This is a genomic window from Lysinibacillus fusiformis (assembly GCF_003049525.1).
Lineage (GTDB): Bacteria > Bacillota > Bacilli > Bacillales_A > Planococcaceae > Lysinibacillus > Lysinibacillus fusiformis.
Genome location: NZ_PYWL01000008.1, coordinates 58,188 through 82,622, shown reverse-complemented (window position 1 = coordinate 82,622; position 24,435 = coordinate 58,188). Strand labels below are relative to the sequence as shown.

The 24,435-nt window shown below is 37.9% G+C and carries 25 protein-coding genes; 20 read left to right on the top strand and 5 right to left on the bottom strand.

Translation table 11 applies throughout. From position 1 onward, the window contains the following. Positions 1–44: 44 nt before the first annotated feature. Positions 45–812: a TSUP family transporter gene (locus C9J29_RS17105; protein ID WP_107922500.1), complete on the bottom strand. Its 768-nt coding sequence runs from the start codon at positions 810–812 to the stop codon at positions 45–47. Between the two features lie 202 nt (positions 813–1,014). Between C9J29_RS17105 and C9J29_RS17100 the strand changes: the two genes are divergently transcribed. Further along, positions 1,015–1,440, top strand: a complete 426-nt coding sequence (locus C9J29_RS17100) for a hypothetical protein (RefSeq protein ID WP_043990776.1) — start codon at positions 1,015–1,017, stop codon at positions 1,438–1,440. A gap of 76 nt (positions 1,441–1,516) precedes the next feature. Then, complete coding sequence (locus C9J29_RS17095; RefSeq protein WP_008181014.1) at positions 1,517–2,509, top strand: LLM class flavin-dependent oxidoreductase; 993 nt, start codon at positions 1,517–1,519, stop codon at positions 2,507–2,509. 394 nt (positions 2,510–2,903) lie between these two features. Here the strand turns inward: C9J29_RS17095 and yfkAB are convergent, their stop codons facing one another. Then, positions 2,904–4,016, bottom strand: coding sequence for a radical SAM/CxCxxxxC motif protein YfkAB (yfkAB, locus tag C9J29_RS17090; RefSeq protein WP_089986342.1), 1,113 nt, complete (start codon positions 4,014–4,016; stop codon positions 2,904–2,906). A gap of 275 nt (positions 4,017–4,291) precedes the next feature. Between yfkAB and C9J29_RS17085 the strand changes: the two genes are divergently transcribed. After that, positions 4,292–4,993 (top strand): YjjG family noncanonical pyrimidine nucleotidase, encoded by a 702-nt coding sequence (locus C9J29_RS17085; protein ID WP_008181008.1) that lies wholly within the window; start codon positions 4,292–4,294, stop codon positions 4,991–4,993. 139 nt (positions 4,994–5,132) lie between these two features. After that, positions 5,133–5,768 (top strand): 50S ribosomal protein L25/general stress protein Ctc, encoded by a 636-nt coding sequence (locus C9J29_RS17080; RefSeq protein ID WP_036148871.1) that lies wholly within the window; start codon positions 5,133–5,135, stop codon positions 5,766–5,768. 84 nt (positions 5,769–5,852) lie between these two features. Here C9J29_RS17080 and C9J29_RS17075 read toward each other — a convergent pair whose 3' ends face one another. Next, the gene (locus C9J29_RS17075; protein WP_107922499.1) at positions 5,853–6,479 is read right to left on the bottom strand and encodes a YczE/YyaS/YitT family protein; all 627 of its coding nucleotides are present in this window, start codon (positions 6,477–6,479) and stop codon (positions 5,853–5,855) included. 163 nt (positions 6,480–6,642) lie between these two features. Between C9J29_RS17075 and C9J29_RS17070 the strand changes: the two genes are divergently transcribed. The 7 genes from C9J29_RS17070 (at position 6,643) to C9J29_RS17040 (ending at position 14,234) form a co-directional block, all read left to right on the top strand. Further along, positions 6,643–7,065, top strand: coding sequence for a pyridoxamine 5'-phosphate oxidase family protein (locus C9J29_RS17070; RefSeq protein WP_008181001.1), 423 nt, complete (start codon positions 6,643–6,645; stop codon positions 7,063–7,065). 95 nt (positions 7,066–7,160) lie between these two features. Then, a complete protein-coding gene (gene ade, locus C9J29_RS17065; RefSeq protein WP_107922498.1) occupies positions 7,161–8,906 on the top strand; it encodes an adenine deaminase in 1,746 nt (581 codons plus the stop codon). Positions 8,907–9,107: 201 nt separating this feature from the next. Then, entirely contained in the window at positions 9,108–9,725 is a 618-nt protein-coding gene (locus C9J29_RS17060; protein WP_164908724.1) for a DUF2306 domain-containing protein, read from the top strand. A gap of 48 nt (positions 9,726–9,773) precedes the next feature. After that, positions 9,774–11,171, top strand: coding sequence for a right-handed parallel beta-helix repeat-containing protein (locus tag C9J29_RS17055; RefSeq protein ID WP_008180996.1), 1,398 nt, complete (start codon positions 9,774–9,776; stop codon positions 11,169–11,171). A 111-nt stretch (positions 11,172–11,282) separates the two neighbouring features. Continuing rightward, positions 11,283–12,383 (top strand): alpha/beta hydrolase, encoded by a 1,101-nt coding sequence (locus C9J29_RS17050; RefSeq protein WP_107922496.1) that lies wholly within the window; start codon positions 11,283–11,285, stop codon positions 12,381–12,383. Positions 12,384–12,616: 233 nt separating this feature from the next. Beyond that, a complete protein-coding gene (locus tag C9J29_RS17045) occupies positions 12,617–13,156 on the top strand; it encodes a flavodoxin family protein (RefSeq protein WP_089986347.1) in 540 nt (179 codons plus the stop codon). Positions 13,157–13,334: 178 nt separating this feature from the next. Further along, positions 13,335–14,234, top strand: coding sequence for a LysR family transcriptional regulator (locus C9J29_RS17040; protein WP_107922495.1), 900 nt, complete (start codon positions 13,335–13,337; stop codon positions 14,232–14,234). Between the two features lie 22 nt (positions 14,235–14,256). Here the strand turns inward: C9J29_RS17040 and C9J29_RS17035 are convergent, their stop codons facing one another. Together C9J29_RS17035 and C9J29_RS17030 are read right to left on the bottom strand one after the other, a co-directional pair. Next, on the bottom strand, positions 14,257–15,285 hold the full coding sequence (locus tag C9J29_RS17035; RefSeq protein ID WP_089986348.1) for an S-layer homology domain-containing protein: 1,029 nt from the start codon (positions 15,283–15,285) through the stop codon (positions 14,257–14,259). A 126-nt stretch (positions 15,286–15,411) separates the two neighbouring features. Continuing rightward, the gene (locus C9J29_RS17030; RefSeq protein WP_089986349.1) at positions 15,412–16,149 is read right to left on the bottom strand and encodes an SDR family NAD(P)-dependent oxidoreductase; all 738 of its coding nucleotides are present in this window, start codon (positions 16,147–16,149) and stop codon (positions 15,412–15,414) included. A gap of 136 nt (positions 16,150–16,285) precedes the next feature. Between C9J29_RS17030 and C9J29_RS17025 the strand changes: the two genes are divergently transcribed. The 9 genes from C9J29_RS17025 to C9J29_RS16990 all read left to right on the top strand — a co-directional run bounded on the left by C9J29_RS17025 (position 16,286) and on the right by C9J29_RS16990 (position 24,399). After that, positions 16,286–16,918 (top strand): TetR/AcrR family transcriptional regulator, encoded by a 633-nt coding sequence (locus C9J29_RS17025; RefSeq protein ID WP_170844134.1) that lies wholly within the window; start codon positions 16,286–16,288, stop codon positions 16,916–16,918. 197 nt (positions 16,919–17,115) lie between these two features. Beyond that, positions 17,116–17,271, top strand: a complete 156-nt coding sequence (locus C9J29_RS24370) for a hypothetical protein (RefSeq protein ID WP_008180975.1) — start codon at positions 17,116–17,118, stop codon at positions 17,269–17,271. 165 nt (positions 17,272–17,436) lie between these two features. Continuing rightward, positions 17,437–18,351 (top strand): metal ABC transporter solute-binding protein, Zn/Mn family, encoded by a 915-nt coding sequence (locus C9J29_RS17020; RefSeq protein ID WP_008180974.1) that lies wholly within the window; start codon positions 17,437–17,439, stop codon positions 18,349–18,351. 9 nt (positions 18,352–18,360) lie between these two features. Next, positions 18,361–19,089 carry a metal ABC transporter ATP-binding protein gene (locus C9J29_RS17015; protein WP_107922494.1) on the top strand — a complete coding sequence of 243 codons (729 nt, stop codon included), beginning with the start codon at positions 18,361–18,363 and terminating at the stop codon, positions 19,087–19,089. A 12-nt stretch (positions 19,090–19,101) separates the two neighbouring features. After that, on the top strand, positions 19,102–19,974 hold the full coding sequence (locus C9J29_RS17010) for a metal ABC transporter permease (RefSeq protein WP_090002617.1): 873 nt from the start codon (positions 19,102–19,104) through the stop codon (positions 19,972–19,974). Next, on the top strand, positions 19,971–20,840 hold the full coding sequence (locus C9J29_RS17005; protein WP_008178609.1) for a metal ABC transporter permease: 870 nt from the start codon (positions 19,971–19,973) through the stop codon (positions 20,838–20,840). The genes C9J29_RS17010 and C9J29_RS17005 overlap by 4 nt, the downstream gene beginning before the upstream one ends. Before the next feature lie 226 nt (positions 20,841–21,066). Further along, positions 21,067–22,254, top strand: coding sequence for an MFS transporter (locus C9J29_RS17000; protein WP_107922493.1), 1,188 nt, complete (start codon positions 21,067–21,069; stop codon positions 22,252–22,254). 155 nt (positions 22,255–22,409) lie between these two features. Next, positions 22,410–23,060 (top strand): ArsR/SmtB family transcription factor, encoded by a 651-nt coding sequence (locus C9J29_RS16995; protein WP_090002618.1) that lies wholly within the window; start codon positions 22,410–22,412, stop codon positions 23,058–23,060. 70 nt (positions 23,061–23,130) lie between these two features. Further along, entirely contained in the window at positions 23,131–24,399 is a 1,269-nt protein-coding gene (locus C9J29_RS16990; RefSeq protein WP_107922492.1) for an MFS transporter, read from the top strand. Positions 24,400–24,435 lie beyond the last annotated feature (36 nt).

Sequence of the window (24,435 nt, the reverse complement as noted above, 5' to 3'; positions counted from 1 at the left end):
TTTTAGCCTTCTATATTGTTGGCATACGTCAGCATAACAGATGATTATGAGAAATAGTCATATGTATTTTTCAAGAGTAATAGAATGGACACAACGATAAATAACTTACGTACATAACCGCTGCCACGTTTAATCGCAAATTTGGAGCCCACAATGGCCCCAGCAATTTGCGCAAGCCCCATTGGTAAACCATAGGCATAATTAATTTGCCCTAAGTATATAAACATAAGAAGGGCTGCAACATTACTACCGAAATTTAAAAATTTCGCATTACCTGCAGATTGTAAAAAATCAAAACCGACCATGAGAAAGGCAAATAATAAAAATGAACCTGTACCAGGACCTAAAAAACCATCATAAAAACCAATGCCAGTAATTACTACTACAAAAAATAAATAACGTTTTGGTGTTAACTTTTTAAAGGTAGTGATGCTTCCCCAATCCTTTTTAAAGATCGTATAGATAGCTACGGCAGCCAGCATAAACAGCATGAGCGGCTTCAGGACACTAGGATCCATTAAGTGGACAACCCAAGCTCCAAGCATTGATCCGAAAAAGACAAATGGAAATAGCTTATAGACCGCTTTAATATCAAGCTTGCCAGAGCGATAAAATGTCAAAGTACTTGTAAGTGATCCCATTGTACCTGCTAATTTATTGGTTGCTACAGCGCTAGAAGGTGGGAGACCTACAAACATAAGGGCTGGTAAAGAAATAAGTCCACCGCCGCCAACAACTGAATCAATGAATGCGGCTAAAAAACCAAAAACGATAAGAATGACTAAAATATTTAAATCTAAATCAAATGGCACAACAGGTCATCTCTTTTCTATCATAATAATCTGATAGTAGCGAACTGAGGTTGGGCTGTAAATACTCTTTCTATAATTTTGCGGAGCTTGTATAATGAGTTTTCGTAAAATTTCTACAATAATCAAATATTTTCTACTTGGAGTTAGAAATTTGATGTATTATGTAAATGGTGGTGTTTTTACGTAAAGGGGACGTGATGACATGAGTTTAGCAAATCATATACGTGTATTTCTCTGTGTCGTGTTTATGGGGATGCTTGTTGGATATGTCTTTAATGCTAAAAAAGATATAACAGATCATGAGTATATTGATATTGTCAAAGAAGGTTATTTGGAAAATTTTTCTGATGTCACGGTTCGTAATGCATTTAACTATGCATTCTTTGAACCATATTGGCGATATTATCAAGCGAAAACAGGGGAGCAAGTTGTAGAATTATCAGGTGATATTACGTTTCAAGATGAAAAAGGACATGCTATTTTACAATTCGTCGTTGACGAACAAACAACGCAATTTTCCCTTCGTGCGATGAAATTTAATGAAAAAGTTCTAAATGCTGAACAAAAACAGAAACTCGTCGGCATGGTCTATCAAACATGGGAAATGAAACAACTAGCTTATGAGTAAGGTTTTTTGCTTTGTAAATAAGCAGAACTATATTACAGTTAAAAGGGGGAGCTTACAGACAGAGAGGATGTTTTGAATGAAGTTAAGTATTTTAGATCAAATGCCTATACCAAAAGGTCATTCGGCAGAGGAAGCCTTCCAACGTACAGAACAACTAGCTTTATTAGGGGAAGAACTCGGTTATCATCGTATGTGGCTAGCTGAACACCATAATAGTCAGTCGCTGGCAAGTTCAGCTCCCGAAGTAACCGCTGCTTTTTTAGCTGCGAAAACGAAGCGACTTCGCATTGGGACGGGTGGCGTCATGATGATGCATTATTCACCATATAAGATTGCAGAGGTTTTTAAAACATTGTCAGGATTAGCACCTCATCGAATTGATTTCGGAGTGGGGAGAGCGCCAGGTGGTGATCATGCCTCTATTTATGCGCTTGCAGAAGGAAGAAGACAACGCTTCACTGAGCAATATGATAAGCTTGAAATTATTTTAAAGCTGATGAATAATCAAAAAACGGGTGAACATGTCTATGATCAAGTCGTGGCGGCACCGGTTCATATTACATTACCTGAGGCGTGGCTACTAGGCTCAAGTGGTCAAAGTGCGATGCAGGCAGGACAGCTAGGTGTTGGTTATTCCTATGCCCAATTTTTCACAGGCAATATGTCGAAGGATATTTTTGATGCCTATAAAGCCTATTTTACGCCTTCTTATTATATGGAAAAACCACAAATCATTGTGACCTATGCGGCGACGGTGGCTCCTACTTTAGAGGAAGCGGAATACTTGGCAAAACCAATCGATATTTCTCGTCTTCAGCTGATGAAGGGGCAAATTATTCAAACTATATCACCCGAAGAAGCAAAGGATTATCCATTAACAGAAATGGATAAAATGACAATCGCCAATAATCGCAAAGCAAATCTTGTCGGCACACCAAAGGATATTGCCGCATTTTTAGTGAAAGAACAAGAACACTATGGCTTTGATGAAGTCATGCTGAACTGTAATCAATATGAATTAGCAAGTCGTTTAAATACGTATAAATTCCTTGCAAAGGAATTATTATAAAACGAAAATCACCTCGTTGTTACGCTTCGAGGTGATTTTTATTGGGCGCTTGACAGCTTTTTACCATACATAAAATAGAAAAACCCGGAAATAAATTTCCGGGTTCGATTACCACTTACATTAAATACTCCATGACACACTGCCTCGCTTCCGCATAGAATCTTAAGATATTCCTAAGAACTGTACTTTACTCAGCTTTGATGGTCCTTTTGAGTTATCGATCAATCGCACTCATCGGGTTAACCCTCCTAGTCATAGGATTTGAAGTGAAATCTTTAATAGTATAGACCACAACATATTTTTTATACATTGTTGAGAAATTTTTTTAAACAATAAAAAAAAACTCCATTTTGATACAGATTCTTCAAAAGGAGTTTCTTTAGTTATAAGTCGCTTAAACGCGGCCAGAGCCACTAACAAACGCTTGATCTTGATAATACATATTTTTTACTAAAACGTTAGGGCCAAGGCATTTAACAGCTGGACAATGACAATTGAGTGATTTAGCCAGATCAGTTGCCATCCATTTATCAAACACAGCTGGAAGCTTGTCATGTACAATGTTACCTAGAGCTGGTGTATCACCGAAATCAGTAACGATGACATCGCCCGTAAAAATGTTGATATTCAAACGTGAACGGCCATCTGGGTCATTACGCATTGTGACATTTTTCGCTGTACGAAGACGTTGAAGTAATCGTCGATCTTCCTCATTCGTACTGCAAGGGTAAAATGGAAGTGTTCCGAATAACATCCATGTATTGTCATCACGAATATCTAGTAGATGATGGATCGCTTCACGTGTTTCCTCTAGTGAAAGGGATGTCAGGGCACTAGCAAAATCTGATGGGTACATAGGATGCACCTCATGACGTGCACATTTCATTTCATGGATGATTTGGTTATGAATATGATCTAAGTATGGTAAAGTTTTTTTGTTTAGCATGGTTTCGGCTGAAACCATGACACCGTGTTCCGCAAGCATTTTTGAGTTATCAATCATACGTTGGAACAGAGCTGCACGTTGGTCATAGGTAGGCTTGCGCTCCATCATGGCAAAGCCTGTTTCAACGAATTCATCGATAGTACCCCAGTTATGTGAAATATGCAAAACATCTAAATACGGGGCAATTAATAAGTATCGTGCCGGCTCCAATGTTAAATTAGAGTTAATTTGTGTGCGTACACCTCGTTCATGAGCATATTTCAAAAGTGGCAACACGTAATTTTGTACCGACTTTTTACTCATCATCGGTTCTCCACCTGTAATACTAAGTGTTTTTAAATGAGGTATTTCGTCTAAGCGACGTAAAATTAAATCTATTGGCAATGCCTCAGGGTCTTTATTTTGTAATGTATAGCCGACTGCACAGTGTGCACAACGCATATTACAAAGGTTAGTTGTTGTAAATTCAATATTGGATAGAGTCATTTGTCCATGTTGTTCAACATCTAAATACGCTTCCCATGGATCAAAGATAGGCGTTATTTTTTGTAAGGTCGTCATCTTTCGTACATCTTCCTTTCTAGCATTCTATTGTCTCATATTCATCGATAATTTCAAATATGAAATTACTGAAAGGGCTATTTTAGGATTAGATGAACATTTTTTTACCCAATAAAGGAAAATACTTGCAAATCCAATAACACTGAAATGGATGAAGATAAAGCGCCTACAAGTCCTACTATTCTGAAAAAGGTGGTTTTACTGTTATTTTTCTAAAAAAACGTTATCATGGATAGAGAAAATAGCACAATGCATCATAGAAAGTAGGTACGGACATGACGAAATATGAAATATTATTATTTGACGTGGATGATACGTTACTAGATTTTGATTTGGCTGAAAATGCTGCACTTGACCGCATGTTTAAAGAAGAAAACATAGTAGTTACTTCCGAGATGATTGCACGTTACAAAGAAATTAATGAGTCGATGTGGCGAGCTTTTGAGCGTGGAGAAGTAACGAAAAATACATTACATAATACCCGTTTTTCGATTGCTTTAAAGGAATTTGGCATAGAAGTTGATGGGACCTATTTTGAATCACTTTTCCAAAAATATTTACGTGAGGCCCACCATTATGTTGAGGGTGCTTATGAGGTAATCGCTCAGCTAGCCAATCATTATCATTTATATGTCGTATCGAATGGGGTAACCGTTACACAAAATAAACGTCTTGTGGATGCGAATTTAGCGCAATATTTTAAAGGCATTTTTATTTCGGAGCAAACAGGCTATCAAAAGCCTATGCCCGACTTTTTCGATTATGTGTTTGAACGAATTGATAATTTTGATAAAGAAAAAGCGTTAATTATTGGCGATTCTTTGACATCCGATATAAAGGGTGGTTTACAGTCCGGTATCGATACTTGTTGGTTTAATATCCGCAATGTTGAAAACACAAGTGGCATTGAACCGCATTATGAAATTAAAAAATTGCAGGACTTACATGACTTACTGAATCAAAAAGTAGCACTATAAGTAATCATCAGGCACCTTCTTTGTTTTTTAGACAGAGAGGTGCTTTCTTTTTGCTCAGTACAGGTCATGCAGGTATAAAAAACCGAGGAAAGGGCAAAACCATTTATGAGACTAGTTTCCATGAAAGGGGAAATATTCGATGAATACGGTTTTAACAGCCAATAAACGCCAAAAAGGACGTCAATCCTCATTAACACAACTTCGACAAAACGGTGCCATCCCAGGTGTTGTCTATGGCTTTCAAATGGAATCAACAGCCATTACATTAGACGCAAGAGTATTTGCGAAATTACTTGCAGCGCATGGTACAAAAAGTGTTTTTCAATTAGATGTTGATGGAAAGCGTATTAATGCTGTTTTATCAGAAGTTCAGCGCTGTGCTTTAAAGGGGAATATTAAACATGTTGATTTTAAATCGATCAATATGTCAGAAGAGCTGGAAGTAGAAATTCCAGTAACCGTAATCGGTGATGCCATCGGAGTAGCAGATGGAGGCTTCCTCTTACAGCCTAATCGTGAGGTTCGTATTAAAGTGAAGCCAACAGAAATTCCCGAAACAATCGAAATCGATGTCACGAATGTAGCAATTGGGACGTCCCTATACGTAGGAGATATACGTCAACAATTTTCATTTGAAATTTTACAAGAAGATGACTATACACTGGTGACGATTACACCGCCATCTGCTGAAAATGTTCAAGAAGACGACACTGTGGACGACACGCCTGAAGTGATTGAAGCGACAGGGCAAAATACGTCTGAGCCAGAAGCATAGCGTGAAACAAGGAGCCATTTCCCAACATGGCTCCTTGTTATTTCCCTAAAAAAAGACAATGCATTCTTTGCATTGTCATAAAGCTTAAATGACGGCGCTTTTCACGCCCGTCCATCTCATAAATAATTTTTCGTTATAAGTTAAGGCAAATTGTACAATTGGTCCAAGTCCAAAGGCCATAATCACCGTACCAATGCCGATAGGACCGCCAAGTAAGAAGCCGAGTACAGCGACCGTAACTTCCATGGTTGTACGGGAACGTGTGACGCTCCAGCCAAGTTTATGAACCATCATTAGCATTAAGGTATCACGAGGACCAATTCCTAAATTAGCCACCATATACATACCGCAGCCCCAGCCTAGTAATACTAACCCTGTTAGGTAAGAAACAAGTTGCATCCAAAAGCCATCGATATCAGGTAGCCAATAATTAAAAATATCAATGAAGATGCCAGCTAAAAACATATCGATAAAAGTTCCTGGCAATGGGAATTTTTTTGTTATTATCATATCAAACGCTAAAATAGCCAGTCCTAAAATGATGGACCATGAACCGATTGTTAGCCCGAGTGTTTTGGTTAAGCCAATATGTAAAACATCCCAAGAGCCTACGCCAAAAAGCTGCCCTTTAATGGTTAATGTGATGCCAAAAGATAGCACGATAATGCCTGTTATGAAAAATAAACAGCGCGTAAAAAAAGCTTGTTTCATTTTTTAACCCTCATTCATCCGTAAATTCCTGTTGTCCATCCAATTATTATAACAAGAGATTTTCAATTTGTCCGAAGTTTGTCATTTCACATTTTTCAAAAAAAACAGTTTAGCTTTAGGTGGAGAGGGCAAAATATAGGTATAGAAGAAAGGATGGGATGAAATGACTTCTGTACGCGAAGAAATTTTAGAAGTATTGAACCGTGAAAAAATTGGAACAATGGCTACTGTAGAAAACGGGAAACCTTATTCGCGCTATATGACGTTCCAGCATGAGGATTTTGTGTTATATACTGTGACAAATAAGCATTCTGAGAAAATGGAGGAGCTCCGTCAAAATCCATATACCCATATTTTATATGGCTATGAAAATGGAGGCTTTGGTGATTCCTATGTGGAGATAGAGGGCAAGCTCACGGAAGTACACGAAGAAGGAATCAAAAATAAAATTGCAGAAATTTTCACGAGTATTTTTATTGGCAATCAGGATGAAATGGTGACCTTAAAAATTGAACCTATTCGTATGCGTTTGATGAATAAAAAAGGACAACCACCAAAAGAGCTAGAATTTTCGAGCGACCATTAAACAATGGTCGTTTTTTACTGACTTGACGATTAATAGTTGCAATGATAGACAACTTTCAGGCATGATAGTTCTTAAAAGAAAAAGGAGTATAGGCTATGACAACAAAATTACAACAATTAACGCAAAATATTTTATCATCTCAAGGTAAATTAGAGGCAGATTTTATTCTTAAAAATGCACAAGTTGCCGATGTCTTTACATTAACGTGGAAGAAAGCGGACATTGTTGTGAAGAATGGCATGATTGTGGCACTGGATACTAACAACAGATTTCATGCAAAAGTGGTAGAGGATGCAGCGGGGAGCTACGTCATTCCTGGATTAATAGATGGCCATATACATATTGAATCTTCGATGCTAACACCGGGGGAATTCAGTCGTGTCTTAATTCCTCATGGTATTACAACCGTGATTACAGATCCACATGAGATCGCAAACGTAGCAGGAGCAGAAGGAATCCAATTTATGCTGGATGATGCACAAAAAGCTGATATGGATATTTTTGTAATGCTTCCTTCAAGTGTACCAGGGACACAGTTTGAAAACGCTGGCGCAACATTAACAGCCCAAGATTTGGAGCCATTTCTGCACCATGAACAAGTTCTTGGCTTAGCGGAGGTTATGGATTTCCCAGCCGTGTTAAATGGAGAAGAGGGAATGCTTCAAAAAATTGTATTATCAAAGGAAGCAAATCTAGTTATTGATGGGCATTGTGCGGGCTTACAAAGTGAGCAAATTACAGGCTATCGGGCTGCAGGTATTCAGACGGATCATGAATGTGTGACAGCCGAAGAAGCCATTGACCGTGTAGAGCAGGGGATGTATGTACTTATTCGAGAGGGATCAGCAGCGAAAAATTTACGTGATTTATTACCGGCCGTTCAGCCACACACTGCACGTCGCTTTGGTTTTTGTACGGATGATAAATATGTGGATGAGCTGATTGATGAAGGTAGCATCAATTACGATGTTGCGATGGCAATAGAGGAGGGGATGACACCATTGCAGGCAATCCAGCTAGCAACCGTGAACACAGCAGAATGCTATCGTTTATTTGATCGAGGGGTACTGGCACCAGGCTATAAAGCTGATTTTGTGTGTATAGATGATTTATCGACGATGCAGGCAAAAGCAGTTTGGAAGAATGGTCATAAAGTTGCTGAAAATGGCAACATGCTGACAAATCGTCAGGAGACAATAGTTCCTGCCCATATTCATCACTCTGTTCATTTACCAAGCATCACAAAGGATAGACTACAATTATCATTCACCAAGGGAACGAAGGCGAATGTAATGGAAATTGTGCCGAATCAGCTAATTACCAATCATTTAGTCATAGATGTACCTGTGAAAGACGGCGTATTTGTCCCATCGGTAGAGGAAGATTTACTGAAATTAGCGGTTATCGAACGCCATCATCAATTGCATACGACAGGCTTAGGCATAGTGAAGGGATTTGGGTTACAAAAAGGCGCAGTAGCTACTACAGTAGCCCATGATTCACATAATGCTCTTGTTGTAGGCACAAATGATGAGGATATGGTTCTGGCACTTTCCCGCATTCAGGAAATCCAAGGTGGCTTCGTTATTGTAGCAGACGGTGAAATTCTCGCGGAGATGCCTTTAACAATTGGGGGCTTAATGACAGATGTACCAGCACAGCAGGCGAAGGAACAGCTAGCTGGCTTACACGGTGCTTTACAGAAGCTCAACCCAACTTTAGATTTTCATTTTCTACTGACATTCTCTTTTGTAGCATTACCAGTAATTCCTGTTTTAAAATTAACAGATACAGGGTTATTTGATGTAACAACCTTCCAGCATATAGCAGTGGAAGCATAGAAAAAAACGACCTAGTTGCGGAGAGCGATTAGGTCGTTTTTTTGCTTAAAATTGTCTAGTAACAAAGGTGAATGATTAGTATCGGAAGAAGAGTCCTTAATGATAGACTGTTTATAGATACTTTGAGATAGACAGATGTACCATTTTGATCGGACACTAGTGTATCTAAAGGGCACTTTACAAACAGAGAGGAAGCAGGACATGAGAAGTAGAAAAGGCTTAGTCATTAGTTTATCGGTGATAGCTGTAATGTGGATTTTACATACAACATCTAAAAATTTTATGGTCGATCCGACATTTTCGACATTTCTTTCGAACAAGGAAATAGAACTTCCGAATGAAAAATTATGGATTGTCATGATCCAACTACATATCGCTTTAGCCATTATTGCTTTAATTACTGGGCCATTAGGTCTTTCGAGAGTGATGAGAATGAAAAACCCTCATCTACACCGCTGGAATGGTCGAATCTACGTAATGGTGATTGTATTTAATATACTTCCAGGATATTATGTAGCTCTCTACGCAAATGGGGGTATATGGAGTACGATTGGTTTTCTCATTTTAAATACACTCTGGTTGCTTACGACGATAAACGGTTATCGCTTTATAAGAAAAGGACAAGTTCATCGTCATCGGAGCTGGATGCTAAGAAGCTTTTTCTTAACGTTTGCCAATCTAACTATTTACATACTTGTGACGATATTTCAATATGTAGCGGGTCTTTCATATGGATTTTCGTATTCGTTAGGAGCGTGGTTAGCCTTTATGATTAATTTAGTATTGGCAGAGATTGTGATTAGAAAATCGACCATTTAACGTCGTTTCAAAAAAGATTTTAGAAATTATCGTGAAAAGGGAGAATATATGAAAAAATGGATTTTATTTTTTTTGATTATAGCTGCTGTGATGATCGTTTTAACGACGAATGATACAGAAACAAAACAGGATAGGACAATATTTGTAGACAGCAATGGAAATGATTCTAATAATGGTACGAAATTAAGCCCATACCGAACACTAAAAAAGGCAGCATTAGAAGCGGAAGCAGGGACAACCGTATTGATACGGAAAGGCATTTATAAGGAAAAGCTTTCTGTTATACATAGTGGTACAAAATTAAACCCCGTTATTTTCAAGGCGTATGAAAATGAAGAAGTTATTCTTAGTGGAGAGTCGATGGAAAATACTGACGATGATGCAACTCTTGTAACGATAAAGAATAAAAATTACATTACCATTAGTGGATTCACTATCCAGGATTTAACGACGGAACAACAAGATGAAACAGTGATGGGAATCTATGTAACAGGCTCCAGTAGCCATATTACCGTAGCGAATAATCATGTGAAAAGAATAAAAACCTTTGCCGAGGATGGAAATGGCCATGGTATTGCTGTCTATGGAACAGGTTCAATGAGAGATATAAATATTGTAGGTAATACAGTGGAAGATTTAATAGTAGGTGCAAGTGAATCGATGGTCCTGAATGGAAACATTGATGGATTTACAATAGAAAATAATGTAGTTCGTCGAAGCAATAATATCGGAATTGATCTGATTGGGTTTGAAGGAATTTCAAATGATAAAAAATTGGACTATGTACGAAACGGTGTTGTAAAAAATAATCAAGTTTATGAAATTTCCTCCTATGGTAATCCAGCATATGGCGAGAATTATTCTGCTGGGGGGATATATGTCGATGGTGGAAAGAATATAACGATTGAGAACAATACTCTTTATAAGAATGATATCGGAATTGAAGTAACATCTGAACATGCAAATAAGTATGCAGATAATATAAAAGTACTAAATAATACAGTATATAATAATTTTTTCACAGGAATATCGATTGGTGGGTATGATGAAGAAAGAGGAGGGACGAAAAATTCGATTATCTCACACAATATTATTTACCGTAATGATACGATGGAATTAAATGGAGGACAGCTTTTATTACAGTATGATACTCAAAATAATGTAATCGAAAAAAATATACTAACAGCTGGATCATCTCGAATATTTATAGCTAACTATTTTACTAGTAATAAAAATAATAAATTGGCGAGGAATGTGTTTCATCAAGAAAAAGGGGAGGATGGTATTTGGATATGGAAGGATACCGAATATGATTCGTTTAAAAAGTTTAAAATCGCTTCTAATAGTGATGCGACATCTAGTTATCTAGATCCTCAATATAAAAACATGGACAAATTTGATTTTAGACTTGAAAAAGATTCACCTGCAGAACATATAGTGAAGTAAAAAATACGAAGGCTAAGGCTAAAAAGATGCTTGAGTTGTCAATAAAATCATCTTTGGGTAATTCGTAGATGCTCGTCAAACTTTTTTCACTACTTACGGAGGTTAGTGATTATGAAAATAATGAAGAAAACAGCCAAGTTTGTGGGAATATTGCTAGCTATATTGGTTTTGATCATAGGGTTTGGTTATGCTTTTCTTGAGATTAATCCATTTGGCAATAAACCAGGTAAGCCAGTTGCCGATATTGAACGTAAGGTTGAAATTTGGGGAGAAGAAGTTGCAGGTAATCATTCTGGAAGCAAGCTAGACGATATGAATATTAAAGGCAATCCTAATAGACTGCTGGCTACATTTAAATTTATCGGCAATATTGTAGGAGAAGACTATCAAAATAATGAGGCTGCCATTGATACGTTTACATATGTCCATGAAATAGAGGGAGGCTATGAAAAGTCTACCTATGAGGATGAGCCATATTTGATTCCATATACGGTGTCAAACAGTGATAGTGCGGTCATTGTGATTCCAGGTGGTGGCTATGGCTTTAAGGAAATGGATGGCGGCACTACTGAAGGAAAAGATATCGCTGAATCATTAAATAAGGCAGGTATCAACGCGTTCGTTCTACACTATCGTTCCAATCCCTATGAATGGCCCATTCCCCAATTAGATGTGCAGCGTGCTGTCCGTTATCTACGTTATCATGCAAATAATTATGGTATACATCCTAATAAAATTGGATTGATAGGCTTTAGTGCAGGTGGTTTTCAAACAGGAAGTTTTATTAATCTCATTCAGGGAGAAAAACGGCTTCCAAAAAATTATCAGCTTGATGCTATCGATGCAGTTGATGACCAAGTAGCATCTGCAGCTATGATTTACCCTGCATTGACGTACCGCTATAATATCCCAATGCTCTTTGCATCTTTTGATGATAAAGTGGTTAGAGATCCAGAAGAACGAGAAGAGCTTTTGCTTAAGACTGATTTATCCAAGCATTTCAGAACGGCTCATATCCCTCAATTTATTGCTTATGGAACAAAGGATTCAGCAGTTGGGGTAAAAGGACCTCAGGAATATATTCAGTCCGCACGAAATGCAGATGCGGATGTCACTGTGATTGTAGCAGAAGGTCAGAATCATGGCTTTAAGCAGCAATACTATATGCGTGAGTATCTTGAATGGGTAAAGAAAATTTTTGATTCTGTATAATGTGGAGGTCTAATCATGAAGAATCATTCAAGAGGATAGCCATTTATCCCATTAAAAAAATCCTTTTTCTGAAATTTTTCATGATGTATTTCCCATGCTAGTCACTTCTCTATAATCGATTTTTTCGATTCATTTTATCGAAATAATCATCTTTATCGATTTGTGAAATCATAATAAGATATAACTATTCGGGAATAATACTAGAAAACTTTAAGGAAGAAGGGATCACCAACATGTCAATAGCCGTTATTTATGGTGGAAATCGTCCGAATGGCAATGCAGAAACGTTAACAAAATTAGTCACTCAAGATTTAAAAGTTGAAGAAATTTATCTAAAGGATTATTCAATTCTACCTATAATAGATAAACGCCATACAGAGGAGGGTTTTTCTACAGTCAATGATGATTATAATTCCATCATTGAACGTATACTTCCGCATGATATTCTACTATTTTCTACACCTATTTATTGGTATAGCATGACAGGGCCGATGAAAAACTTTATTGATCGTTGGTCACAAACTTTAAGAGATTCAAATTACCCCAATTTCAAGGACAATATGTCTTCTAAAAAAGCGTATGTCATTGCAGTTGGTGGTGATATGCCCTATATAAAAGGGCTACCAATGATCCAGCAGTTTCAACACATCTTTGACTTTATGGGGACATCATTTGAAGGATATATTTTAGGAGAAGGAAATAAACCAGGAGATATAGTTCAAGATTTAAAAGCGATGTCAGCAGCCGAATGTCTTAGAAAAGAACTGCAATAGCATTAGATTAAAAAAGGATTTGGACGATAAAGTTTCCAAATCCTTTTCTGTTTAATGGACCTCGTTTGGTTGAAAAGTTATTTATTTTTGCTAAGCTAGTGTAAACTGGATTTACTATCGATAAATGTGAATGATTCATAAAAATATATCGAAAAAGTTGTTTAAGAGGGGTGCGGAAATGGATATAAAGCAGCTTCAAACATTTTTAACAGCAGCAGACACATTAAGCTTTACACAAACGGCACAGCGCCTAGACTACGCTCAATCAAGTATTACTGCGCAAATTAAAACATTGGAACAAGAGTTAGGGGGTATACTTTTTGAGAGGCTTGGGAAGCGGATCATTTTAACAGAGGAAGGCAAGCGTTTCCAACAATATGCTGAAAAAATGTTAGAGCTAGATCGTGAAATGAAAAAGGCGATGTCCAATGAACAAGAACAAGTAGTGTTAAAAGTAGGGGCACAGGAAAGTCAATGTGTTTATCGACTTCCAAGCATTTTGCAGCAATTTCAACAGGCGCATCCCCATGTGAAAATTATATTTAAGCCTGTGCATACGACTGACATTGCCAAGGAGTTATTGCAATCAGGTAAGTTAGATGTGGCCTTTATTACAGATACATATCAGGAAACAGCGATGCTACATCGAGAACGTTTACTCGAAGAACAGCTTATTTTTGTGAGTGCCTCGAAAGCTAGAAGAGAGCCTCTCGTCGCTTCTCATCTTTCAACAGAAACCATGCTACTAACGGAAACGGGGTGCTCCTATCGCAATCATTTAGAAGCACAGCTACAGCAGGAAAATATTTTGCCTCTACAAATGATAGAGTTTGCGAGCATAGAAGCGATTAAGCAATGTGTGATGGCTGGTTTAGGTATTACATTTTTACCGAGAATGGTCGTAGAAAAGGAATTAGCAAATGGACAATTAGAGGAAATTCACTCGACAATCAACTTAGCACCAATCTTTACAGACATTGCTTGGCATAAAGATAAACATATGCAGCCTTGCCTTCTAGATTTTATTGCCATAGCCAAGGAGCAATATAAAATTTTTGGTGCTCAAAAAAGAGCCTGAACGAATCAGACTCTTTTGTGTACTATTGTTGTTTTAGTGTACCAGAATAATTGGTGCCTTCACTACGCTCTGCACGGCAATCCACTTCTGTAACTTTCAGCGCATTATTTGTTAATCGCTCTAGCTCAACGACACAACGATTGCCGTTAGAGGACTTATTCATTAATGCCTTATTCGAACTTGTTATCGTGGCAGTTCCGTTGACTTTCCCTGTAGCTGTCCCATCATTCGCAGTTAAAGCAATGGAAAAGCTATTGCTTGTGGCGTTTGAAATGATAGCATCTCGACGGTTAAAGTCATTTGTTCCTTTACCCCATTTATAATAATACGTATAAACCCCTTCCCAAGCACTCTTGCTAGGTGTAGTTTGTTGCATTGATTTATCGAGCTGATTTTGGGCATTTTTAGCACGAGTGTTTAACGATAATTTGTTGGCATTGTCTTGAATGGCTTGTGCATCCCCTGAAATTTCATAAAAATTTCGTTCATCCATGCGATACAGCATTGTCACAACCTGTGCTCGTGTCATATTGTTGGTCACACCATAAAACTTTTGTAAATTACGGTCTTCATACTGTGGGTTTTGCCCAGAAGAAATATAGTAATCAAGTAAAAATTGAATAGATGAATCTAATCCTTTTTTTCCACTGGCTAAATGAGTAATAGCCTGTGCCACGACACCACGCTTCACGGTAGCAGCTCGTAGCCGATTATCGAAATAGCCGTTTAAAGGGACACCATAGCTAGCAAGCTGGTTATAAAATTCATCCGACCAGATGGCAGAAGGGGTCTGTTTTTTTAATTCATCGATGGGAGATTCAAGCTCGTAAAAGATAGCTAAAAGTTTAGCTAATTGCTGTTCGGTAATAGTAGCATTCGGTTTAAATGTACCATCAGCAAAACCATTCACAATATCATATTCTTCTGCCCATAAGATAGCTTCATAGGCATAATGATCCTCTGACACATCTTTAAAACCAGCAGCTTGTACATTGCTTGCACTGCCTACGATAAGAATGGAAAATAATAATATACCTATTAATTTTTTCATTTGTCATCTTCATCCTTTCCTGCTCGATATGTTAATAGTTTGCAGGAAATGGATAAAAACTGCAAATTTTTCTTAATAAAAAAATAATCGCTACCCTCTACAGGGGAAGCGATTATTTAGTGTTATTTATTGGGCAGTATAGCCACCATCCACCGTTAATGTGTTGCCTGTCATAAATGTTGAATCATCGCAGGCCATGAATAAAACGGCTTTTGCCATTTCCTCTGGTTGACCTAAACGTTGCATGGGTGTTACTTGACGTAATGGCTCTTTGCTTTCTTCAGGAATAATCGGTGTATCAATAAAACCAGGGCAAAGGGCATTGACACGGATGCCGCGCGTAGCAAACTCTAGTGCTAGTGAACGTGTTAAGTTGATAACGCCACCTTTCGCTGCATTATAGGCTGCAGACCCTGGTGAACCAACCCATCCATACATGGAGGCAGTATTGACAATTGTCCCGCCTTGCGCTTTTAGCATTTCCTTAATGGCAGCCTGTGCCATTAAAAATACACCATCTAAATCTACATTCACTGTTTGACGCCATTCTGCATAAGGTAACTCCTCAGTTGGCGTTACTCGTCCAATTCCTGCATTATTAAATAGAACATCGACTTTGCCAAATGTCTCTAGTGTTGTTTGATAAATAGCGGCCACTTCATTTTCATCTGTTACATTCGCTTTAATAAAGAGAGCCTCTGCTCCGCCTGCCTGCAGTTGGGCTGCAAATGCTTGGCCTTTTTCTTCATTAAGATCTACAAGTACTACTTTAGCACCTTCTGCTACAAATAATTCAGCAGTTGCTGCACCAATTCCTGAAGCACCACCTGTAATAATTGCGACTTTATCTTGTAATTTCCCCATATATGACACTCCCATAAAAGTAAATTTTCTTGCACACTGTGTCAATCACGGTGTACTTTTATTGTAAAACTCTATAAAACAGAAACAATCATTAATGTTATGGCAAGTGTCTAACTAGTAGACATATCTATATAAAATGTCTAAAAGGGAGGAAGAAATAGTGACAAAATGGACACAAAGACAGGAAAGAACCCGTCGTCATTTTTATAGCACTTTAGTTGATTTAATTAAAAAAAAAGGATTTCAGGCAATTACAGTAAAGGATATTGTAGAACAAGCAGGCTATAATCGTAGTACTTTTTATGTGCATTTTCAGGATAAAGTTGAGCTAGCAGAAAATTTGCTAGAGCAGATGTTGAATGGACTAGAACAAGCAGTGGGGGAACCATATTTATTTGGTGAAAGAGTGTACACAACGAAGCTCAAAGCTCCTTCATTTAATATTATTCATTACATGTATCAGAATCGTACATTTTTTGAGCTATTAAATTTTGAAGATACGATTCCTGGATTGCATACGCGCATGCCTTTGACGATTACTAAAATTTATCAAGAGCAATTTAACTTTGAGACCATAAACAATCAACCAGTGAATATGGATATGTTCAAACATTATACCTCTTACGGCTTCTACGGATTAATGATGCAATGGATTGCAACCGGCTATGAAAAATCAGAAGAAGCTTTAATAAAAGACGTCATTGAATTGACTCGGACGCATATTTATGCATTTGAATATATAGGAAAACCGCTAGCAATCAACGATTGACCGTATTTAATATCACTATTTTATAAAAAATCTCTAATCATAGCATTAGAGATTTTTTTGTTTGGGCGAAAGTAAATTTTCCTCTAGAAAAAAAATTTTTTAAAGAAATTTTCATAAAGTAGTTGAATTATTTTTGTTTTAAGCATATATTTTTCCTAAGGGAAACAAAATATCTCTAAAGAAAGAAGAGTGCGTGAATGAAAGAGTTAGGTGAATTCAAGCTGACGATTCTTCCAATGGTTGTTTTATTACTTCTTACGATTCTTTGGAAACTTACAGAGTCTGTAGGAGCAGGCATAATATTAATCCTTTTCTGGATGAGCTGGCGCCAGTTTATTCGGAAAATTATATAAATAAAGTGGCAGTATGAGAAAGAGCGATGCATGTAATGATGCAAGTCTGACAAGGCGGGCGTAGCCGAAAGATTTAATAAGGCATGTCCGCCACCCCCTTTATAGGTGCAGCATGACCGCTTTTTTTCAAGCAATGACTAATAAAATGAAAGTAGAGGTAAGTCAATGAAACAATGGTTAGGTGTATTCGTACTATCACTCTCACTTCTGTTATTCGGTTGTTCAACTGAAGCAGATGGAGAAAAAAAAGGAATTGTTGTCGCCACAACAGGACAAATTGCAGATGCTATAAAAGAAATTAGTGGCGATCATTTACAAGTATCAGCATTAATGGGACCAGGGGTTGACCCCCATTTATACAAGGCTACCCAAAGCGATTTATCGAAATTGGATAAGGCCGAAGTTATTTTTTACAATGGTTTACATTTAGAAGGACAGATGCTCGACATTTTTGAACAAATGGCAAAAGATAAAACCGTGTTAGCTGTTGGGGAAACATTAGATACTAAGCAATTACTTGCTAGTGATAGTGATGCCATGCTACATGATCCTCATATATGGTTCGATATTGAACTTTGGAAGGGAGTTGTCCAAGCAATCAGTTTGCAACTCCAAGAAGAATACCCAGAATTCAAAGAGGATTTTCAACAGAATGAAATGTCTTACTTAAAAAAGCTAGATGATTTACAAAGCTATGCAAAAAAACGTGTCGAAGAAATTCCAGAGCCGCAAAGGATTTTAGTAACTGCCCATGATGCTTTTAATTATTTCGGTCGAAGTCAAGGCTTTGAAGTGCGTGGCTTACAAGGCTTAAGTACAGATTCAGAGTATGGAGTCAAAGACGTTCAGGAAATGGTTGATTTCTTAGTCGCTCATAAAATCAAGGCAATTTTTATCGAGTCTAGTGTATCTGATAAAGCGATGAAGGCGGTTATAGAAGGGGCTAAAGAAAAGGGACATGACATTGTGATCGGTGGAGAACTATTTTCGGATGCAATGGGTGCGGAAGGCACAACAGAAGGTACGTATATAGGGATGTATCAATATAACATCGACACAATTGTCGATGCATTAAAGTAGGTGGATAAAATGGATGCATTAACAGTGGAAAATCTTTCAGTAGCTTATGATAAGAAAACAGTATTGGAAAATGCCTGTGTGACGGTTCCTAAAGGTCATCTAGCTGCGATTATCGGGCCAAATGGTGCCGGAAAATCAACGTTTTTAAAGGCTATATTAAACCAACTTCCAAATAAAGTTGGAAAAGTAGAAATTTTAGGAAAAATCTTTGAGCCAAAAAGTTTAGTAGTTGGGTATGTACCACAGCGAAATGCCGTTGATTGGGATTTCCCGACAAATGCTCTCGATGTTGTGTTAATGGGGAGATATGGTCATACAGGTTTATTTAAAAGACCGACGAAACAGGATAAACTAGTCGCTCGGCAAGCATTAGCAAGTGTAGGGATGCTGGACTTTGCAGAGCGTTCTATAGGTCAGCTTTCGGGTGGACAGCAGCAGCGTGTATTCCTAGCAAGAGCTTTAGCACAAAATGCAGATATTTATTTCTTAGATGAACCCTTTGCTGGGGTCGATGCTGCAACAGAAAAAACGATCATTGATATTTTAAAAGAATTAAAGGATCAGGGAAAAAGTATTTTTGTCGTGCATCACGACCTTCAAACGGTGAAAGAATATTTTGATTATACAATTCTATTAAACAAAACGATATTAGCATCAGGTGCAACAGAAGAAGTTTTTACACCAGAACAATTGCAAAAAACATATGGTGGTAAACTATTCATGATGCAGCATGCGTAGGGAGGGATCAGGATGATAAGTGGTAACTTATTGTGGGTACTTAGTGGCACTATGTTACTCGGTATAGCTGCAGGCATAACAGGTACCTTCTCCTTCTTGCAAAAACAAAGCTTAGTGGGCGATGCTGCGGCACATGCAGCATTACCAGGCATCGCGCTTGCATTCCTCCTTACAGGGCAAAAGGAATTACCAATTTTGATGCTCGGAGCGGGTATTACATCTGCTTTATCTGTGTATTGTATACAATGGATTGTGTCTTTTTCAAAGTTGAAGGCGGATGCGGCTATTGGGTTAGTACTGACCGTATTTTTTGGCATCGGTGTTGTGTTTTTAACTGTTGTTAACAGAAGTCCAATTGGAAACCAGAGTGGTCTTAATAACTTTATTTTTGGTAAAGCCGCAACGATGACAAAGGCTGATTTAATGTGGCTGTTCATTAGTGCAGCCGTAATTATTTTAGTTAGTCTGTTCTTTTATAAGGAATGGAAATTACTCATCTTTGATCCTGTTTATGCAAAAGGGATTGGCTTACCGATTGAGGCTTTAAAGGCTACGCTAACCGTATTAATTGTCATGACGATTGTTACAGGTATCCAAGCTGTAGGTGTAATATTAATGTCAGCTTTATTAATTATCCCTGCTGCAAGCGCCAAATTATGGACGAAAAAACTGAGTACGATGCTCCTGTTGAGTGCAGCGATTGGAGGTATTTCAGGTGTTACAGGTACTTTTATTAGCGCGATTCGAACAGGATTATCAACTGGTCCAATTATCGTTCTAGTGGCGGCTGGTATATTCTTTATCTCCTATTTTATAAGTCCTGCTGGTCAAATTAATCAATATCGTAGAAAAATGCAATTTCGAAAGCAGGGTGATATAGGATGATAGAGTTTTGGGTTGTATTAACTGGCTTATTAGTGGGTGTAACATGTGGGATTGCAGGCGTTTTTCTTATTTTGCGTAAAATGTCTATGATAGCCGATGCCATTAGCCATACTGTCCTCTTTGGTATTGTGATGGCCTATATCATTACCCAATCATTGAATGGCTTTTGGATGCTAATAGGTGCAGCAGTTGCGGGTATTTTAACTGCTTATCTCGTACAATTATTACATTCTTCTGGTATTCAAGAAGATGCAGCGATAGGGGTGGTATTTACATCCTTATTCGCGGCGGGTGTCCTGCTCATTACATTATTTGCAAGTAATGTCCATTTGGATGTAGAGCATGTTTTAATGGGAGAAATTGCTTTCGTTCCATGGGATCGATGGACGGTTTTAGGTCTAGCCATGCCTAAGGCTGTATGGATGCTTTTACTCGTATTAGTCATCAATATTGTATTTTTGCTACTATTCTTTAAGGAAATGAAGCTTGCAACCTTTGACCCTGTCTATGCCGCAACAATTGGTATACCCGTAGTCTTTCTCCACTATGGATTTATGACCTCGATTTCATTTACAACGGTTGCAGCATTTGATAGCGTAGGAGCCATTTTAGTCGTTGCCATGCTAATTGGACCAGCCGCAACTTCTTATTTAATTAGTAAGACGATTAAGCAAATGTTTATCTACAGTATGCTCTTTGGTGCTGGTGCTTCTGTCATTGGCTATTATTTAGCGAAGCTATGGGATACCTCTATAGCAGGGATGATGGCCACAACTGTAGGCTTATTATTTATCATTACATTAATTAGTCAAAAAATAATCGAGCGCAGAAGAAAAGCGCTTGTGCATAAACTAGAACTATCATAATAAAAAACATCGTTTGATACTTTCATCAAACGGTGTTTTTTGCTTGAATAATTCAAACTTTTGGATGAGTATTTTTTATAGGAAAAATAGTATACTCTTTAAAAAAGATTGAATTGGGTGGAATGGCATAGAAGCTAGTAATATTTTTTTATATCGCTATGTACGAATATTTAAAATTTTGTTACGATAGGTTTTATGACATTGTAAGATCAACGAGGAGAACAGCATGTGGCGAAATCGAAATGTATGGATTATTTTATTAGGTGAATTTGTCGTAGGTCTAGGCTTGTGGGCTGGTATTATTGGAAATCTCGCCTTTATGCAAGAGGTAGTACCTTCAGACTTTCACAAATCATTAATTATTTCTTGTGGGATTTTAGCGGGCTTGGTCGTAGGGCCTATGGCTGGTCGCATTATCGATCAATCGAAGAAAAAAACAGTTGTACAAATGGCAAGTATTGGGCGAATCGTGAGTGTTTTATTTATGTTTATCGCACTTTATACCAATTCGGTCGTATGGATGATTTTATTTTTAATTACATTGCAAATAGCAGCTGCCTTTTATATGCCTGCACTGCAATCGATTATTCCAATGATTGCAAAGGAGCAAGATTTAATTACGCTAAATGCTTGGCAAATGAATGCTAGAACTATTTCTAGAATCATCGGCACGGCCGCAGCAGGATTTATGCTAAGCTTTTTTGATTTAAAGTGGTTATATATCATTTCAATCATCGTTTATATCGTCATGTTTGTGATTACTAGCTTATTACAACTAGATGAAACGACAAATGAAACAGTAACGAATAAAGAAAAAGGAAACTTTAAAGAGGTATTACCGATGGTAAAAGAGCATCCAATGGTTCTAATGACTTTGGTTCTTATGTTAATTCCAACGTTATTTTTAGGCTCTTTTAATTTAGTCATTATGAAAATTTCGGAAATGCATCGATCTACAACGATTTCAGGTTTGTTGTATACAGTGGAGGGGATTGGCTTTATGCTAGGTGCTGCAGGCTTAAAAATAATTGCTGATCGAGTACAAATGGGTACGCTCCTCTTTACATTGGCATTTATTATTGGATCTATGGAGCTCTTGCTGTTACTAGCAGATATCAAACTTTTTGCTTTAGTAGCTTTTGGGGTATTTGGCTTTACAGTAGGCTGTTTCTTCCCAACTACTATGGTTATTTTTCAGAAACAGGTTCCTAAACAATTCCATGGGCGTTTTTTCTCTTTCCGAAATATGATCGATTCGGTGGTCTTTCAGGTCGTGCTGTTGTCTACAGGTATGATGCTAGATTTAATTGGCTTAAGTGGAATGGGGCTTGTGTTCGGCATTATTAGTTTAAGCTTAACGACGACATTTTTATTGTATTCTAAGAAGAAGAAAGTCGTTATGCATGCCCTCTAGTCCTATTGAAAGAACATGTTTTTAAAACATGTTCTTTTTTTGTGCTTAAATAATGGTTTTCTTCGTAACATTAAGTACTTGACAATGGTAAAATAAAGAATTAAGATTCAACTATTCAATAAATTAATTGAATAGTTGAAAGGTGGGACTCGAAATTGCATGAACGACATTTAAAGGACTTGTTATATCAAGAGTTCGCTAGAATTGGCAAAAGTTTATCCAGTCCTAAACGATTAGAAATACTTGATATTCTCTCTCAAGGTCCAAAGTCTGTTGATGCATTAGCTAAAAGTACAGATATGTCCGTAGCTAATGTGTCTCAGCATTTAAAGACACTTTTTAATGCCAGATTAGTAAAGTTTTCAAAGGAAGGTAATTTTGTTATTTACGAATTGGCAGATGAAGTGATTGCTAAATTCTTAACAACATTACATGCACTATCTGAAAAGCAATTGATTCAGGTTCAACAAATAAAAGAAGAATTTTTTAATGAGCATCTTGGCATAGAGGGGGTATCGCTTTCGGATCTCGTAACACGGATGGATAAGGGAGAAGTGCTATTACTCGATGTTCGACCAAAAGAAGAATTTGAACAAGCACATATTCCAGGAGCCGTTTCTATGCCTATCGAAGAGTTAGAGGATCAATTAGCTACAATACCAACTCATGTTGATATTGTAGCTTACTGTAGAGGGCCTTATTGCTTAATGTCAGCCGAAGCTGTAAAAATGTTGAAGGAAAAAGGGATCAAGGCTTTCCGGCTAGAAGAGGGTGTTTTAGATTGGCAGAGGTTGGCTGGAGAATAACGTAGTGCTAGCTGGAATGAAATATAGGGGCAAATAAAATCTTGTGCAAACTAGAAAGAGGGGGTAAAGAATGTCTGGAAAAGTGGAAGTCACGATAGAATCATATATAGAGTCACCAGAAAAACTAAAAAGCTTATACAGGCGTGTATTAATCGTAGTGAGCCTATCTCAAATATTTGGGGGAGCAGGGCTGGCAGCTGGTATTACAGTAGGTGCTTTATTAGCTCAACAAATGCTTGGAACTGATGCTTATGCAGGAGTACCATCCGCATTATTTACGTTAGGGTCAGCTGGTGCAGCTTTCATTGTTGGTAAATTATCACAACGTTATGGCCGTCGAACAGGATTATCTACTGGCTTTATTGTTGGAGGGCTAGGAGCCATTGGAGTCGTCATGGCTGCGATATTTAATAGTGTTAGTATGCTGTTTATCTCTCTATTAATCTATGGAGCTGGAACTGCAACCAATTTACAGGCACGATACGCAGGTACAGACTTAGCGAATGACAAACAACGTGCGACAGCTATTAGTACGACTATGCTTATGACAACATTCGGCGCAGTTTTAGGTCCCAATTTAGTAGAATTGATGGGAAAAGTGGCGCTATCGATTGGTATTCCCGCGCTTGCTGGTCCTTTTCTATTATCTGCTGCTGCTTTTATAGTAGCAGGACTTGTTCTATTTGTGATGCTGCGTCCTGATCCCTTAGAAATTGCTAAAGGAATAGAGGCACATAAGCAAAAATATGCTCAGGAACATCAAGTACAGTCCACACATCCAATAGGGAATAAACGTGGCCTGGCAGTAGGGGCAACCGTGATGGTTTTAACACAAATTGTTATGGTAGCGATTATGACGATGACACCCATACATATGAAACATCATGGACATGGTTTATCGGAAGTAGGCATTGTTATTGGATTTCATGTAGGTGCTATGTATCTGCCATCGCTTGTAACAGGTATTCTTGTTGATAAAGTTGGACGAACAGCCATGAGTATTGCCGCCGGTGTTACGTTGCTACTAGCGGGTTTATTAGCGGCATTCGCTCCAAGCGATTCGATGATTTTATTAATAGTAGCACTTTCTTTACTAGGGTTAGGCTGGAACTTCGGTTTAATTAGTGGTACCGCACAAATCGTTGATGCGACCGAGCCGTCTACACGAGCCAAAACACAAGGGAAAATGGATGTTTTTGTAGCATTGGCAGGGGCGTCTGGTGGTGCTCTTTCAGGGATGGTCGTAGCGAATGCTAGTTATGCGGCATTGTCCTTAGCAGGAGGGCTATTGTCGTTACTGCTCATTCCCGTAGTGATTTGGTCTAGAAGAGCAGTTTAATATAATGGGAGAAGGAGACTGGAACTAAACTAGTAC